The organism is Bacteroides sp. AM37-9 (genome assembly GCF_003603455.1).
Lineage (GTDB): Bacteria > Bacteroidota > Bacteroidia > Bacteroidales > Bacteroidaceae > Bacteroides > Bacteroides xylanisolvens.
Genome location: NZ_QTNF01000001.1, coordinates 399,004 through 415,440, shown reverse-complemented (window position 1 = coordinate 415,440; position 16,437 = coordinate 399,004). Strand labels below are relative to the sequence as shown.

The following is a 16,437-nucleotide window of genomic DNA, read 5'->3' as shown; positions in this document are numbered from 1 at the left end:
TTGCTCAGGTACTTAAAAAAAATATTTTATAATAGTGTTGCGGAATTAAGGTTTGATTGAATCCGTTACCAGATTGCGGGCTTATGTTTGACATATAGAATGTTTGTTGATTGGCCTCTTTGGAGTACTGTCTGTCTGATGATGCGCATAAATGCCCTCTAGTATATCCGGAATTTGTATAGTCGTTGTGCTTTGCCGCATATTGTGATGGTAATTCAGGATCGGGTTTGTATGCTTCATTACGTCCAACATTTCCGCCTGTTGTATTGTCGAAACGATAAGCTATCCAATAAGAATGTTTATACTTGTAACTGTATTCCAAACTATAAGTTGGGTAATCTTTGCCATTCCGTTTAGTTGTATGAGTGATAAATTGGTTCATACTTCCACCTTTTAACGCTGGAATCTCAAGCATGCTTGCATATCCCGAAGGTTTTTCCGGATCTGGAACAGGATTTGAACCATTGCCTGCTAATTGTTTGAGTGTGAATTTGGCCTCCTCTTTTCCGGCTGTGATTGTAATAATGACACTTCGTTCAGCTCCGGTATTTGCTTTCATATATCCACTGATAGAGCCATTTCCATTGCCGGATGTTCTACTCAATGTACACCAAGTCTCACTACTTGAAGCCTGCCATGTGCCATCAGCTTTTACACGAATGATAAATCCGCCTCCATTGGCATTGATTTGTGTTTGGTCAATAGAGGCAATTCCTTGATTGGTATTGCCTGAGTTGTCTGGAAGTTCAGGCGAATCCTGTTCACTACATGAGATTGCAGTGCTACAAGTTATGAACAGGATGAATAGTTTAAATAATGCTTTTGTCATTTCACTTCTTTAATTAGATAAATAATAGTAGGCAAGTGATCGCTATATCCGTTTAGCCATACACCACCTGCCTGTGTCCGTTTAGGATATCCTTTATATTTTCCTTCTTTTTGGAACATAAAATCACGGCTGAAGATTTCATGTTTATAGAATTTCAGTGTACTGCGGTCAGTGCCCAACAAATTTCCGGTGAATACAATTTGATCGAACAAATTCCATTTACCTTTGTACATCAGAGTTCCATATCCTTTCTTCAAAGTATCCCACCATGGATTGTACAAGTCTGTAGGACCTGCATCAACAGGTTTCCGTTTAGCTCCAAGTGCTACAGCCATACTTTTATCCATCGGGTCATCGTTCATATCCCCCATGATAACAATTTTGGCTGCGGAGTCTTCCCTTAACAGTGAATCTTTGATAGCTCTAACTTGTTCTCCTGCGCGTTCACGTGCTGGAGAAGCGGCAGCTCTCGAAGGCCAGTGATTGACGATAAAGTGCATTTTCTCATCTGCGATATTGCCGCTGGCAATCAGGAAACCACGTGTCTTATGCACTGTATCATTGATATATACATAAGGTACGAGTTTACTATTTGTCAGTTCAAACAATTTGGGATTATAGAAGAAAGCACAGTCCACACCACGTTGATCTTCTCCTTCGTAGTGAACATATCGGTACCCTCTGTCTGCTAAAGCCGGTTGCTTCAGTATGTCTTCCAATACTCTGTAATTTTCGATTTCAGAAACGCCGATAATGGCGGGACCCATTGGCAACTTGTCGGTACTTAACAGGCTTAATATTTCCGACATGTTTTTCAGCTTAGCCTTATACTTCATCGTATTCCACTGATTAGTACCGTTAGGAAGATACTCGTAGTCATTCTTACCTTCATCGTGAATGGTATCAAACAAATTCTCCATATTGTAGAACGCTACACTGTAGAGGGCAAATTTCTTTTCCTGTCCATAGGCCATGAGGACGAAAAGAGCGAGTACACCTAAAGTCATTAAGCTTTTTTTCATCTTTGAAATTGATTTTAAAAGTGGGTAATTTGTCATTTGTATGACAAATATCTAAAAAGAAAACGAAAAACCCACCCTTACGAGTTACTTTTTTTGTGAAAAACATTGTTATTTATAAAATTCTTTGTTATTTTGCGTAACAGCTTATTTCATTTGTATTGCAAGGCGAAAGACCAATTAACATTAATATAAATTAAATTATGAAACAACGACTAGGGTTAGCGATCGTGCTATTTTGCTTAATGCCAGCACTTTTTGCTCAGCAAAAGGCAAAGCAAAACGCCCGTGAGGACAATGCTTCTTTCATGTTTACAGAATCACAATTGAATGAGGATGATGATGCAGCACAGAGCACATCTGCATTGGTCACTTCTAACAATGATGTTTATCTGTCAAATGTAGGTTATCTGTTTAGCCCAATGAGATTTCGTGTGAGGGGATATGATTCCCAGTATAGTGACATGTATATCAATGGGGTACAGTTTAATGATGCAGAAACAGGACGTTTCAGTTACGGATTAATAGGAGGATTGAACGATGCTACCCGTAATAAGGAGGGGATCGGTCCTTTTGAAATTAACAACTTTACTTTCGGAGCCATAGGGGGAGCTTCCAATATCAATTTACGCGCCAGCCAATATGCGGCCGGTTCAAAACTAACCTTATCAGGTAGTAACCGCAACTATATCTTGCGTGGAATGTATACTTATTCTACAGGTCTGATGAATAATGGATGGGCCTTTACCGGTTCATTGGGATATCGTTGGGGTAACGAGGGAAATATTGAAGGAATCAAGTACAACTCTTTTTCTTACTTCCTCGGTGCAGAGAAAGTATTCAATGATCGCCATAGTCTTTCTTTGGCAACTTGGGGAACACCTACAGAGAGAGGGCAGCAAATGGCGGCAACTGAAGAAGCCTATTATTTAGCAAACAGTCATTATTATAATCCGAACTGGGGATATCAGAATGGAGAAAAAAGAAATGCGCGTATTGTACGCCAGTTCGAGCCATCAGCCATCGCTTCATGGAATTTCACCATTGATGATAATAAGAAACTGGTGACGAGTGCCGGATTCAAATATTCCAATTATGGCAAAAGTGCTTTGGGCTGGAATGGTAATGCAGCCGATCCGCGTCCGGATTATTATAAAAAGTTGCCTAGCTCTATCTTCGACGTGTGGGAATCCGTTCCTACTGCCGATGAACTGCAGCAGTTTAATGAGGTTACTGATAATTGGAAGAATAATAAAGCTTATCGTCAGTTGGATTGGGATGCTCTTTATTTTGCCAATAAACAAGCGAATGCATTAGGTAAAGAGACGCTTTATTATGTGGAAGAACGTCACGACGACCAGTTAGCTTTCAACTTAAGTTCTGTATTCAATCATCAATGGAATGAGCGCAATAGCTATGTTGCCGGAATTGCAGTGAATACAACCAAAGGTATGCATTATAAGAAAATGAAAGACTTGCTGGGTGGACAACTTTATACGGATGTCGACAAGTTCGCAGTACGTGACCATGGCGCTAGTTCCAGCATGGTGCAGAATGACCTCGATAATCCTAACCGTCGTATTGGTGAAGGTGATAAATTTGGTTATGACTATAACATCTATGTGAATAAGCAGAGCGCATGGGTACGTTATCAGGGTAATAATGGTGGATCATTAAATTATTTTGCTTCCGGTAAAATCGGATCTACACAAATGTTCCGTGATGGCTTGATGAGAAACGGACGTGCGCCATTGAAATCACTAGGTAGTAGCGGTACGGCGAAGTTCCTGGAAGGCGGTATAAAAGCTGGTCTGAATTGGGCTATCAATGGCAATCATTCCTTTACGTTGAATGCCGGATATGAAGAACGTGCACCGCTGGCTTACAATTCTTTCATCGCTCCGCGTATTAAGAACGATTTTGTGAGAGATTTGAAAACAGAGCGTATCATTGGTGGTGATTTGACTTACAACTTCAATACTCCTTGGGTGATGGGACGTTTGACGGGTTATTACACTCGTTTCCAGAATCAAGTAGAAATGGATGCTTTCTATAACGATAGCGAAGCACGTTTCACTTATCTTTCTATGAACGGTATTGAAAAGGAACATTGGGGAATAGAAGCTGCTGCTACCTTTAAATTGACAAGTGAGCTGTCATTAACAGCTATCGGTACTTGGAGCGAAGCTAAGTATACCAATAATCCGGATGCTGTGTTGACGTATGAAAGTGAGAATGAGTCAAACCTCGACCGTGTTTATGCTAAAGGTATGCGTGCCAATGGCACTCCGCTTTCTGCTTATAGTCTTGCTTTGGATTATAACGTAAAAGGTTGGTTCTTCAATTTGACAGGAAATTATTATGATCGTGTATATATCGATTTCTCAAGCTATCGTCGTCTTGGCAGTGTATTGGATAAGAATGGTGCTGGTGTAGATGCTAACGGAAATCCGGTTCTCAATGTACCGGGTCAGGAGAAACTGGATGGCGGATTTATGTTGGATGCTTCTATTGGAAAATATATCCGTTTGCGCAATGGAAAGAGTATTAGTCTCAATTTAAGTTTGACTAATATCCTGAACAATACAGATTTGCGTACAGGTGGTTTCGAACAAAACCGTGATGATAATTACAAAGACGGTGACGCACGTGTTTACAAGTTTTCCAAGAATTCTAAGTATTTCTACGCATTCCCGTTCAATGCTTTCTTGAACATTGGTTATAGATTTTAAGAATGTGTAGTTATCAATCCAAAACAAAAAGAAAGGAAGAAACAATTATGAAGAAATTACTATCTATATTATGTACCGGATTACTGCTATGTGGCGCAGGCCTCACTTCCTGTGAGAACTATGATAATCCGGTGACGGGAAATGCTTATGGCAATAACTCGATCCCGGAAGGACGTACGATTTCAATAGCGGCGTTGAAAGAGAAATACAATGATTTCATCGATACAAGCAAAGATACTTATACGACTATCGAAGGTGAAACGCGTATTGAAGGGGTAATTACCTGCGATGATGAAAGTGGAAACTTGTATAAGAAGCTCGTGGTGGCAGATGAAACAGGAGCGATCGTTATTGGTGTTAATGCAACCGGATTGTATGCATTCTGCCCGGTAGGTCAGAAAGTAGTGATTGACTGTAAGGGTTTGCAGATAGGTAGCTATCGTAAACAGGCGCAGATCGGAACTGTTTATAATAATGCAGTAGGACGTATGCCGGAATATGTATGGAAACAACATGTACGTTTGATAAACGAACCTAAGTTATACTATTCGGAATTGACACCGATTGAAATTACCACTCCTGCCGAACTTGCTGCTATAAACTTGAAAGAAGCTCCGGTATTGGTTACCTTCAAAAATGTGAAACTTACCGAAGCAGATGGAATTGCGACTTACGCTCCGGGTGATGAGGGATCGGTAAAACGTTATTTTACTTATGCCGATGGTACGGAGAGTGGAAGTAACTTATTCCTTTATACCAGCGCTTATGCTAATTTTTCAATGGAAGTGATGCCACAGGGCAGTGTAAATATTACAGGTATTTTATTGCGTTACAATAACCAATGGGAGGTTGTTGTTCGTACTTTAAACGATATCAAACGAAATAATTAATTCAATTAACACATATAATTATGAAAAAGATTCTAAATGCTTTATTCTTGACGCTGCTTACAGTGTTCACATTTAGTTCATGTAGTGATGTACCGGCTCCTTATGATATATTGGGAGAAGGTGATGTTCCGGGACTGACGGGTGATGGTACGAAAGAGAATCCATATAATATAGAAGCTGCACAACAGAAACAAGACGGTTCCATAGCTTGGGTGCAAGGATATATTGTGGGTGCTATAGAAAATGTATATGATGATAAAGGGGAATTTGCAGGCAATAAGGCCAGCTTTACAGCTCCTTTTACTATAACATCTAATGTGCTGATTGCTGAAAGTCCAGATGAAACCAATGAAAGTAAATGCTTGCCGGTTAAAATAAAGAATGGAAGTGAACTGTCTACTGCTTTAAACTTGAAAGACCATCCTGAAAATAAAGGAGGAATCTTGTTGATTCAAGGTGAGTTAAGTGCTGGTTTTGGAAAAGCAGCATTGATAAATACAACAGCTGCAGTATTTAATAATAAAGAGATTGGCGAAGAACAAGGTGGAGAAGATTTAGATCCTGATAATCCTCTGGGATTAGATACTTCAGTAGCTCCATTAGTAGATTTATCTAATAATTTTGACGATGTTCAACATCAGGCAGATTATTCAAAAGCTGGTTGGATTAATAAGGCTGTTAAAGGAAATAGAATTTGGCAAGGTGCTATTTATGATCCTCAAAAATATTTGGCAGCTTCAACTTATGGGGTAAATAGTGGTGAGACAGCAGAATATTGGTTTGTGACTCCTTATTTTACAGTTAATGCCGATAAGCAATTTACTTTTAAAGCTACTGTAAATAAGTATTCTGAAACAATGTCTCTGAAGGTATTCTTCTTGCAGATGAAAGATGGTAAAATGGAACGCCATGAAATATCTGTTACTGGTATCCCTACTTCTGGTACATATCAATGGACAAGTGATTTAAAGGTAGATTTAAGTACTTATGCGGGGCAGAATGGTTTTGTTGGTTTCCAGTATATGGCAATGCGAGGTGAAGAGGTACAGACTTATGGAATTGATGATATTTTGTATGGTGAAGGAGGCGGAGAAGTTCCTGGACCGGGAGAAGGTACTGAATTGTTAACTAATGGAGGTTTTGAAAACTGGGCTGATGGATATCCGACGGGTTGGAAGTCTGTATCTACAGCAAGCAGTGCAACTCTAGAACAGTCTACTGATAAGCGGAGTGGTACATCGTCTGTTTTAGTAAAGGGAGACCCATCAAGCAATAAGCGACTAGGTAGCATAGAAATGACATTGAAGGCTGGTACTTATGTGTTTTCTGCTTATTTTAAGGCTGCTACAGCTGATAAGACTAGTGCTCGTTTGGGGTATGTTCCAATTGATGAAGCTGGTAAACCTGGAAGTTATGTATATGATGAATATGTAAATGAGATCACTAATGCGGATTGGGTTACAAAAAGTTACACATTTTCTTTGACAGAAGAAAAGAAGATATGTTTGGTTGTTATGAATCCTAAAAGTCCGGGAAAAGATTTGTTGATAGATGATGCAAGTTTGAAAACTGAAGATGGAGGTATTGTAGGAGGTGGAGGAGTAGACCCGGAGCCAGAACAAGGTAATTTGGTGATTAATCCAGGATTTGAAATTTGGACTGCGGCTTTACCTACGGCATGGGATAATGCAACTTACAATACAGGTATCACCAAAGAAGCATCAATAGTGCACGGAGGTAACTTTTCCGTGAAACAGGATGCAACAGCTACCAATAAACTTCAACAGGAAATAACAATTGAAGGAGGAAAAACTTATCGAATATCATATTGGTATTTGGATAATACTCCAAATGCAAGAACTCGTCCGTGGATATTCTGGGTAGATGGAACTACTACTTTGAATGATCATGTTAATGATTTACGTCCTAGTACTTATTCTGTTGATAATGTAGAGTGGCAACAGTATTCTAAAACATTGCTAGCACCAGCTACAGCAAATAAATTACGTTTTGAAGTGAGAACTTATAAAGAAGGCGATAATTCTGGATTTATTTATTTTGATGACTTTGAAGTTGTTGAAGTGAAGGAATGACATACATTTTATGACAATAAGTTAATTGCAATCTTTTAATCTAAGTTTAACATCTCTCTTGTTCTATTCTTATCCTGGAAAGAAGAATGAGAGAGATGCTAATTTTATGAGTTTCTCATATTTGTTCGTGAAGCTTGTATGGCTTATTTAAATGAATTTATTTGATAGATATAATTTCGTCCATTTTGTTTGATTATAATAATACAATATATGAATTATAGATTTTTATATTGGGGGTTGAGTCTGTTATGTATAAGTTTCTGTGCTTGTGATAAAGATGATAATAACGACTCCAATAATTTTGCCACTGGCATCGTAGAACTACCTGCACTTCGCAATGGTGCAAACGATGTGTTTGTAACACACTACACCACTTTCAATGGGCAGAAAGTAACCTCTTTCAGTATGGAATACGATAAGAGTAAGAAGCATTCCCGTTGGGTTGCTTTTCGATTCGATAATCAAACTAGACTGCAAGGGGCAACTCGTGGCGATAATTTTATTCCGGACCCTTCTCTTGATACGGAATATCAGCGTACTCAAGTAGATTTTGGGAAAAAAGGTTATGATAGAGGGCATCTTTGTGCTTCTGCCGACAGACTTTATCGACAAGAAGCTAACGACCAAACCTTTTATTACACGAATATGAGTCCGCAACGGAACAATTTTAATACAGGTGTTTGGTTGGCATTGGAAGGGCAAGTACAGTCATGGGGGCGTAGCTGTACAGCTTCAGATACCTTGTATGTAGTAAAAGGCGGAACGATTGATAAGGAAGAACAAGTCAAAGAATATATAGGTGGCGACCGTAGCAAGCCTGTTCCTAAATATTATTATATGGCTTTGTTGTTTAAAAAGGGAGATTCTTTCAAAGCAATTGCTTTCTGGATGGAACATACGGACAGCAAACCGTCAAAAACAATAAAACTTGTTGACTATGCATTATCAATAGATGAACTGGAAGAAAAGACAGGAATTGATTTCTTCCCAAATCTGAATGATAATTTAGAAAATGCGCTTGAGTCTACGTATTCAACAAAAGCGTGGCCGGGATTGGAATAAGATCACCACGTTAATAATAACAGTCTCTTTTCAAGGCGGGGTATACTTCAGGATTCTACCACCCATTTTTCGATATTACGGGTTTTCTCACTGAAGTTAATTCCTATCTTGAATAGTTTCCGTCCATCCGCTTCGAAAGGTAGCGCATAGCGTTTGTCATTAATTTGCTGCAAAGCCTCTTCTGCTGTTCCGTTTAGCTTGAATTCCATTATATAAATGAACTTCTCTGTCTGTAGCACGAGATCTATACGCCCGTCATTAGTGTGGTATTCCACCTTGGTATAGAAGCCAACCAGCTTGAAAACGATGAAAAGTACGTTCTCATAATGTAGTTCCTGCTCCCGGATTACTTCGTAAGTCGTATCGGCAAAGAAACTCTGCAGGCGGTGGAAGAAAGAATCATAATCTCCCGTTTCTACTTCACGGACGAATTTTTGAACTTCAAATGGGGATTCCACCTTATTCACATTCGCGTAAAAAGGAAGCAGAAAGCGAATGAATCCTTCTTCTACTTCACGGTTGGGGAAACCTAAACGGTATATGCCAAAACGTTCGTCATATCCTTTAATGGTGAGGTATCCGCTTTGGTAAATCACTGGAATCGGGTTGGTTGATTCGGAGTCGATGCTATTCAGTACTTGTGCATCAGTTTCTTCGTGTGCCATCCGTTCCAGATCATAATGATGCTTTTTTAGTAACTTAACCAGATAGGTAGGTGTCCCCGTCTCAAACCAATAACTGCCGAATTCTTTATATTTGAAAGCGTTGAGCAGACTAAACGGATTATATATACCGATAGAATTATGTGTAAAATGATAGCCATCATAATATTCTTTTAGTTTTGTACAGAGCTTGTCATACGACAAACCTTGCGTCTCTGCAAACTCATGAAGTTCGATATCTAAGTTTTCATGAAGCTCCTGATCGCTGACACCGCAGATTTCAACATAATCTTTTCGCATTGAGATGTCATCCAAATTATTCAAGTCGCTAAACACACTGACTTTGCCAAACTTTGTAACGCCGGTCAAGAACGCAAACTTTATATAGCCATCCATTGTTTTGAGTGCCCCATAGAAAGGTTTTAAAGTGTCCCGGAATTGTTTTTGCAATTTTTCGTTGCCGATGGCTTGCAACATGGGCTTATCATATTCATCTACCAAAATAACTACGCGCTGTCCTGCCTGCTTGCAGGCGCGTTCTATGATACCGGCAAAACGCAGGGAAAATGAGCGTTCGGATGGCTCGGCACCATAGAGCTTTTCCCATGCAGTCAACGATTTTTCGAGTATATTATCCAGACTTTCCGGCGTATCATATTTTTCGATATTAAGGTCCAGATGTAGTATCGGATATTTAATCCAATCCTTTTCCAACCTTTCTACAGCCAGTCCTGTAAACAGTTCTTTTTTTCCTTGAAAATAGGCTTCAAGAGTAGAGATGAGCAGACTCTTTCCGAAGCGGCGCGGGCGGCTTAAGAAATAGTAACTACCGGTTTTTACCATTTGATACATCAATGCCGTTTTATCAATATATAAATAGCCGTCATTACGAATCTTTTCGAAATTCTGTATGCCAATGGGATAAATTTTAGTGCTCATATACTCCGGTTTTATAAATCAATTACACAAAGGTAATAAATTTCCGGGTACTTCATTGCTTTTAAAAAGAGGAAAGTATAAGTATAGTTGCTTTTAACTGAATGAAGTGTAGAAAACAGTCATACTGTATACATTAACTTCCCGTTTCCAGGCGGGGAACTGTCGTTTCCGGCATTAGAAATTACAATTTCCACGGTAGGAAACGAGAGTTTCTAAGGCGGGACACTACAGTTTCTACGTAAGGATACTGTCGTTTCCCCGTAGAGACACCACCATTTCTCCATAGAGTCACCCCAATTATCCCATAGCTTTGCATCAAGGAATCAAGGCTTTTTCTTTGATTATATAACGTGTTGCAGATACTTTATCTGCAACCTATCTGCCGCAGGTATCTGCAACGTTCCAACTGTTTGTCAACTAGTGTATTACACGCGTTTGGTTGCAGGTGCAGATGTTTTTATGTTTTTTCAACTTTATAGAGGAAGGATTACGCATCAAAATTAGGGTCACAACCGTAAGTCATAAACCCAATTCACCTCTGTGTCCTCCGTGTCCTCTGTGGTGAAAAGAATCAAAACTGCATAGAAACGAGTTAAACGGTGCGCTAATGAATAGGTCCAGGGTGAGGGGTGGTGAGGGTAGATTTATAACTTTCGTATTTTTTTTTGAGAATAAAAAAAGGAGATAGTATAGAAAATAATAAAATAAAAGGTTATAAATCTACCCTCACCACCCCTCACCCTGGACCCATATCTTATAATAAAAAGATAACGGGGAATCTTAAAAACTCAATCATCTTTTTCAGATTTACCACAACGTTTCCAGAATACTCCATTATTTTATTCAAAACCGTACAGAGAATGAGCCAAACCCGTACGGGAATGAATCAATTTTTAGGGATATGGCTGTCCTGAACCAAATCCCCAAGAATTATAATTGAGCTGGCTTGCTGAATATACATAACTTCCAGCATTTATTTCCATATTTCCACCACATTTAAAAAAATATGTATATCTTTGTCACACGCTTTCTGCTCATCAGCGTGATGAAATTAGCGGGAGGCGCTATATATTACTTAAATTAGGAATATGTAAGTGTTATCTCTCGGAATCAGAATCTAGCGATTTAAACCAAGGAGAGATGATGCGACAGATGTTCCACGTTAACGGCTTATATCAACATATCCGTAAAAGATGTGTTATATATAAACGATTGACGTGGGTGTCTGTTGTCATTATTATCTTTTGGGAGGGTTTCGCTAGGCCTTGATTCCGGATAATGGTGCAACAGCATTCACGTCTTTTTTGTGTCCGGTCGGTTATGATTACCCCTAAAAGTCTAACCTAAACAATTCCCCGTCCGCCCGAAATACAGAAAACGTGGATGTCCGTTGTGCCACATAAACAAAATAATACTCCATTTTTATTGTGGAACACATTAAAACAAAAGCATTATGCCAAAATGGATTAGCGTAGAAGAAGCGGCGGCCAAGTATGGAATCAACAAAGAAGTAATCTGGCTTTGGGCGGATATGAAAAGATTCCCAATGTCGTATGAGAAAGGTATCACCACTGTTGATGAAGAAAGCCTTATCGGATTCCTGCATCAGAATAAGGATCGAGTTACAGCCGAGTATATCGACACATTGGAAGACCTATGTATTGAAAAAGCAAATATCTGTAACTTATATGCTGAAATTATTGGCTGTCAAGACAAAGAACTCTTGTATCAAAGAGAGCAAATAGCTCGAATGAAAGAGATACAAACAGCTATGAAAAGGCAAAACAGCCGGCTCCGGGATTGTGAGAAAGTGTTCACGAAATATGAAGAGAACTTTAGTACCTGCTGGGTTGGAAGAATCTGCGCTCACTTAAGGCGGCTGATATGGTTGATACGACGGTAAATACCATTCTATCTCCTTTTAAATAAGGAATAACCGATACCGTTGAGCGGAAATGTCTAAAAGTACTCTTGAATAGAAAATTTAAAGATGCCCATGAATAGATATATTTAAAGATATCCCTAAATAGAAATGTTTAAAAATACTAGAAATATACTGTAGTAAGATTTTTTATCCATTCGTTTTATATTCTTAACTCCGAAAAATTCGTAAGTGTAGATAAACCAACTACTTTTGGCTCTCGAATTTACAGCATTTTTGAATGTCTTGCGTCTAATAAACATAAACTAATATATTTCTAGTCATGAAACACAGACTGTTACTACTAATTCTATTCGTATTCGCTACCTCCGTGGCGGCGGGGTGGGCACAAAAATCCACAGCTCCTTCTTATACAGTCAAAGGAGTACTTATTGATTCTTTAACACAAGAGGGAGAACCGTATGCTACCATCAAAATAGCAAAGAAAAATGCTCCGGATAAAGCAGTCAAGATGGCGGTGACTGGGGCGAATGGTAAATTTCAGGAGAAACTGAATGTCGCTGCGGGCAATTACATCATCACTATTTCTTCGATTGGTAAAGCGCCGATAGTAAAGGAATTTACTCTAAAACCGTCCGTGAAGGAGGTTGACTTGGGCACAATGATTTCTTCAGAGGCCAATAACGTATTGAAAGGAGTGGAGGTAGTTGCACAAAAACCTTTGGTAAAGGTAGATGTGGATAAGATTGAATATAATATTGAAGATGACCCGGACTCAAAATCGAACAGTATATTGGAGATGCTTCGGAAAGTGCCTTTGGTAACGGTGGATGGAGAAGACAATGTACAGGTGAACGGCAGCAGCAGTTTCAAGATACATGTGAATGGAAAGCCCAATAATATGATGAGCAATAATCCGAAGGAAGTACTGAAAAGTATGCCGGCAAACACGATCAAATATATTGAGGTGATAACTTCACCGGGAGCTAAATATGATGCGGAAGGTATCGGAGGTATTCTGAATATCGTCACAGTAGGTTCCGGATTTGAAGGATACACGGCTACTTTCAGAGGAAATGCTAATAATAACGGAGTAGGTGCCGGCACTTACGCAATGGTGAAACAAGGTAAACTGACTGTTTCTGCCAACTATAACTACAATTATAATAATAGCCCGCGCAGCTATTCCGACAGTTATCGCGAAAACTACGAACCGGATAAAGAGAATGAAAAATATCTGGAATCGGAAAGTAGCTCCAAGTCGAAAGGGAATTTCCAGTATGGCAATTTGGAAGCCAGTTACGAGATTGATACGTTGAGGTTGCTGACCGTGGCTTTCGGAATGTACGGTAGCAGTGACAAAAGTAACAGTGGCGGAAATACGATTATGCACGGAGCTGATCGACAGGATTTTGCGTACCGTTATAGAACCGACAATCATGGAAAAGGGTCATGGTATTCTATCAACGGAAATATAGACTATCAACGTACTTCCCGAAAAAATAAAGAACGGATGATTACGTTTTCTTATAAAATCAATTCCCAACCCCAAACGAATGATTCATATAATACTTATCTGGACATCGAGCCTGATGAGAATAAACTGGATATCATCAAAGAATTGTCATTAAAGAATTTCCATTCGGACGGAAAGACAAATACGATGGAGCAGACTTTCCAGGTGGACTATACTACTCCGATTGGAAAGCTGCATACAATTGAAACCGGTGCCAAATATATTTTCCGACGTAACTCCAGTGATAATCGGTTTTATGAAGCCGAGGGAGCAAGTGAAAACTATGCATATAATGAGAATCGTAGTAGCGAGTACCGTCATTTGAATCATATTCTCTCTGCTTATGCCGGATATACGCTGAAATACAAGGGATTTACTTTCAAACCGGGATTACGTTATGAGCAAACCATACAAGAGGTGAAGTATCTGGTGGGTCCGGGCGAGAACTTTGATTCGAATTTTAGTGATCTGGTTCCTTCCGTTTCCTTGGGAATAAAACTAGGAAAGACGCAGAATTTGCGTGGTGGATATAATATGCGTATCTGGCGTCCGGGTATCTGGAATTTGAATCCTTATTTCGATAATCAGAATCCGATGTTTATCAATCAGGGAAATCCGAACCTGAAGAGTGAGAAGAGTCATTCGTTCGACTTGTCTTACAGCAGTTTTACGTCCAAGTTCAACATCAATCTTTCTTTGCGTCATTCTTTCAATAACAATGGAATTGAAAGAATCAGCCGCTTGATTACTGATAAAGACGGAGAAATCTTTGAAGGCGGGCATAAAGCTCCCTACGGTGCACTGTATAGCACATACGGTAATATCGGAAAGAGCCGGGAAACAGGATTGAACTTTTATTTGAACTGGAACGCTTCTCCTAAAACGAGAATTTACGTCAATGGACGTGGCAATTATAGCGATTTGCGGAGTCCTGCCCAAGAGCTGCACAATTATGGATGGAATGCTTCTGCTTATGGAGGAATTCAGCAGACCTTACCGGGAAAAGTACGTTTGAGCCTGAACGGCGGAGGTAGCACACCCCGAATCAGTTTGCAGGGAAAAGGTTCAGGATATAGTTATTATAGTTTGGGATTGAGCCGTTCTTTCTTGAAAGAAGAACGTCTTTCTTTGAATATTTATTGTAGCAATGTTCTGGAGAAATACAGAACTTACAATAATCACACAGAAGGAGCTAACTTTATTTCGAAGAGTTCGAGCAAATATCCGAGCCGGTATTACGGTTTCAGTATTAGCTATCGGCTTGGAGAGTTGAAAGCCAGTGTGAAGAAAGCCGCACGAAGCATCGACAATGACGATGTGAAAGGTGGCGGCGGAGGAGGTGGAAACACCGGTGGTGGAGGTGGTCAGTAGACCACTTCCGCACACCGAGATTCCCTCTTATTTCTGTCTCACGTCTTGCTTGTTGGTGTTAAAACCAAGTTTGGTTAATCCGGCCTGTACGTCGGGATGGCTCATGAAGAGTTTCCACAATAATCCGCTCCGGTAGTTTTCGATCATGACAGCAATAGGACCCTGGTCGATAGCCAGATAACGTTGCGGATACCAATTGTCCGTTTCGCTGAAAGCATCGTAGAATCCGAAAGGGCCGAACACTTTATCTCCCATACCATATAGATGGCGCATCACTTGCATGGAATATTCCGGTGTATAGACAATGGATGAAAGTGCGGCGGTAGGGGAGATCACTCCTTTGTCCTCCTGCTCATTGGGCGAATGAGCCGCATATCCATCGACGGAGTAGCTGGCGGTCAGTCCCCAACAATCCGGTCCGAAACCTTTGTAATGTTTAGGGTTGCGGATGCAGTAAGCACGGTTCACCAGTGTCAGGTTGCGCATTTCGTGGAAGTAGCTGGGGCAGTATTCATCTTTTAGTCCCACCGGGTCAAGTCCGAGGAAAGAGTATTGAGCCCAGAAAAGCGGTCCGGCTTCGGTGCCCTGATAGCGGAGGTGCAACTCGATTCCTTCCACTTTATGCGGAGAAACGATGGCCCCGTTCTGTGCCCAACCGTCATGATAGACAGCCGCAGGTACTCCGTGGGTAGGAGAAGCAGCAGCAAGAATATACATAATCATACATTCGTTGTAGCCGTGTACAGGGAAATTCATTTCCCAGCCATACGTTGGACTCCAATGCCAGTAAAGAACGTTTTGCCCGCCTTGCCGATACCAGTTCCAGTCGACATCCCGCCAAATCTGGTCGATCCGTTGGGCGAGGGCTTTCTCTTTCTCGTTTCCGTTGACGTAATATTGGTGTACGGCCAGCAGCCCTTGGATGAGGAAAGCTGTCTCTACCAGATCGCCCCCATTATCTTTCTGACCGAATGGTTTCACTTTGCCCGTATCACCATACCACCAATGAGGGTAGGCTCCGTGGAAACGGTCTGCCTTTTCGAGGAAAGAAACGATGCGTTCCATTCGTGCCAGTCCCTCTTCGCGGGTGACGTAACCGCGGTCGATTCCCGCAAGGATAGCCATGATGCCGAAACCGCTGCCGCCGGAAGTGACTACGTTGGCATCGTTTTCTGGATAAACGCCGTCCACATGATAACGTTCGGGAGCTAAGCCGCTATTCGGCTCGGCACCTTCCCAGAAATAGAGGAAAGTCCGTCGCTGGACGGTATCCATCAGGGCGTCGTCCGATAACGAGTCGGTGGCTGCGGAAAGGTTGTTGCTTTTGCTTTTCCCTTTACAGCTCTGGAAAGTCAGGGCAACGGCGGATAGAAATAGTAACATGAGCGGAAGTGCACTCATTTCTATTATTCTTTTATATTTATCGTTCATAATCAAGGTGA

At 40.5% G+C, this 16,437-nt stretch carries 9 protein-coding genes and 1 pseudogene; 6 read left to right on the top strand and 4 right to left on the bottom strand.

What is annotated here, in order from left to right; all coding sequences use genetic code 11:
* Window positions 1–52 precede the first annotated feature (52 nt).
* A pseudogene (locus DW862_RS01425) lies at window positions 53–829 on the bottom strand (DNA/RNA non-specific endonuclease); the annotation flags it as partial.
* Window positions 826–1,851 (bottom strand): endonuclease/exonuclease/phosphatase family protein, encoded by a 1,026-nt coding sequence (locus DW862_RS01420; protein WP_004299560.1) that lies wholly within the window; start codon window positions 1,849–1,851, stop codon window positions 826–828. The pseudogene DW862_RS01425 and the gene DW862_RS01420, both read right to left, overlap by 4 nt.
* A gap of 200 nt (window positions 1,852–2,051) precedes the next feature.
* Here DW862_RS01420 and DW862_RS01415 point away from each other — a divergent pair, with 200 nt between their 5' ends.
* From DW862_RS01415 to DW862_RS01400, 4 genes are all read left to right on the top strand, one after another.
* The gene (locus DW862_RS01415) at window positions 2,052–4,580 is read left to right on the top strand and encodes a TonB-dependent receptor (RefSeq protein ID WP_004299561.1); all 2,529 of its coding nucleotides are present in this window, start codon (window positions 2,052–2,054) and stop codon (window positions 4,578–4,580) included.
* Window positions 4,581–4,627: 47 nt separating this feature from the next.
* Window positions 4,628–5,470, top strand: coding sequence for a DUF5689 domain-containing protein (locus DW862_RS01410; RefSeq protein ID WP_008776004.1), 843 nt, complete (start codon window positions 4,628–4,630; stop codon window positions 5,468–5,470).
* Between the two features lie 20 nt (window positions 5,471–5,490).
* The gene (locus DW862_RS26125) at window positions 5,491–7,563 is read left to right on the top strand and encodes a DUF6359 domain-containing protein (protein ID WP_207895129.1); all 2,073 of its coding nucleotides are present in this window, start codon (window positions 5,491–5,493) and stop codon (window positions 7,561–7,563) included.
* 210 nt (window positions 7,564–7,773) lie between these two features.
* A complete protein-coding gene (locus DW862_RS01400; protein WP_032849519.1) occupies window positions 7,774–8,625 on the top strand; it encodes a DNA/RNA non-specific endonuclease in 852 nt (283 codons plus the stop codon).
* Between the two features lie 47 nt (window positions 8,626–8,672).
* Here the strand turns inward: DW862_RS01400 and DW862_RS01395 are convergent, their stop codons facing one another.
* Window positions 8,673–10,226 carry an ATP-binding protein gene (locus tag DW862_RS01395; protein WP_004305188.1) on the bottom strand — a complete coding sequence of 518 codons (1,554 nt, stop codon included), beginning with the start codon at window positions 10,224–10,226 and terminating at the stop codon, window positions 8,673–8,675.
* Between the two features lie 1,453 nt (window positions 10,227–11,679).
* On the opposite strand from DW862_RS01395, the gene DW862_RS01380 reads away from it, so the two are divergent.
* Complete coding sequence (locus tag DW862_RS01380; protein ID WP_004305184.1) at window positions 11,680–12,129, top strand: hypothetical protein; 450 nt, start codon at window positions 11,680–11,682, stop codon at window positions 12,127–12,129.
* Between the two features lie 301 nt (window positions 12,130–12,430).
* The gene (locus DW862_RS01375; RefSeq protein ID WP_120067143.1) at window positions 12,431–14,995 is read left to right on the top strand and encodes an outer membrane beta-barrel family protein; all 2,565 of its coding nucleotides are present in this window, start codon (window positions 12,431–12,433) and stop codon (window positions 14,993–14,995) included.
* A gap of 27 nt (window positions 14,996–15,022) precedes the next feature.
* Here the strand turns inward: DW862_RS01375 and DW862_RS01370 are convergent, their stop codons facing one another.
* A complete protein-coding gene (locus tag DW862_RS01370; protein ID WP_008024291.1) occupies window positions 15,023–16,396 on the bottom strand; it encodes a glucoamylase family protein in 1,374 nt (457 codons plus the stop codon).
* Between the last annotated feature and the right edge of the window lie 41 nt (window positions 16,397–16,437).

Bases quoted from the DNA above. Each gene is read 5' to 3' on its own strand.
- DW862_RS01395 (WP_004305188.1), bottom strand. From the start codon at position 10,226: ATGAGCACTAAAATTTATCCCATTGGCATACAGAATTTCGAAAAGATT.
- DW862_RS26125 (WP_207895129.1), top strand. From the start codon at position 5,491: ATGAAAAAGATTCTAAATGCTTTATTCTTGACGCTGCTTACAGTGTTC.
- DW862_RS01410 (WP_008776004.1), top strand. From the start codon at position 4,628: ATGAAGAAATTACTATCTATATTATGTACCGGATTACTGCTATGTGGC.
- DW862_RS01420 (WP_004299560.1), bottom strand. From the start codon at position 1,851: ATGAAAAAAAGCTTAATGACTTTAGGTGTACTCGCTCTTTTCGTCCTC.
- DW862_RS01415 (WP_004299561.1), top strand. From the start codon at position 2,052: ATGAAACAACGACTAGGGTTAGCGATCGTGCTATTTTGCTTAATGCCA.
- DW862_RS01370 (WP_008024291.1), bottom strand. From the start codon at position 16,396: ATGAGTGCACTTCCGCTCATGTTACTATTTCTATCCGCCGTTGCCCTG.
- DW862_RS01380 (WP_004305184.1), top strand. From the start codon at position 11,680: ATGCCAAAATGGATTAGCGTAGAAGAAGCGGCGGCCAAGTATGGAATC.
- DW862_RS01375 (WP_120067143.1), top strand. From the start codon at position 12,431: ATGAAACACAGACTGTTACTACTAATTCTATTCGTATTCGCTACCTCC.
- DW862_RS01400 (WP_032849519.1), top strand. From the start codon at position 7,774: ATGAATTATAGATTTTTATATTGGGGGTTGAGTCTGTTATGTATAAGT.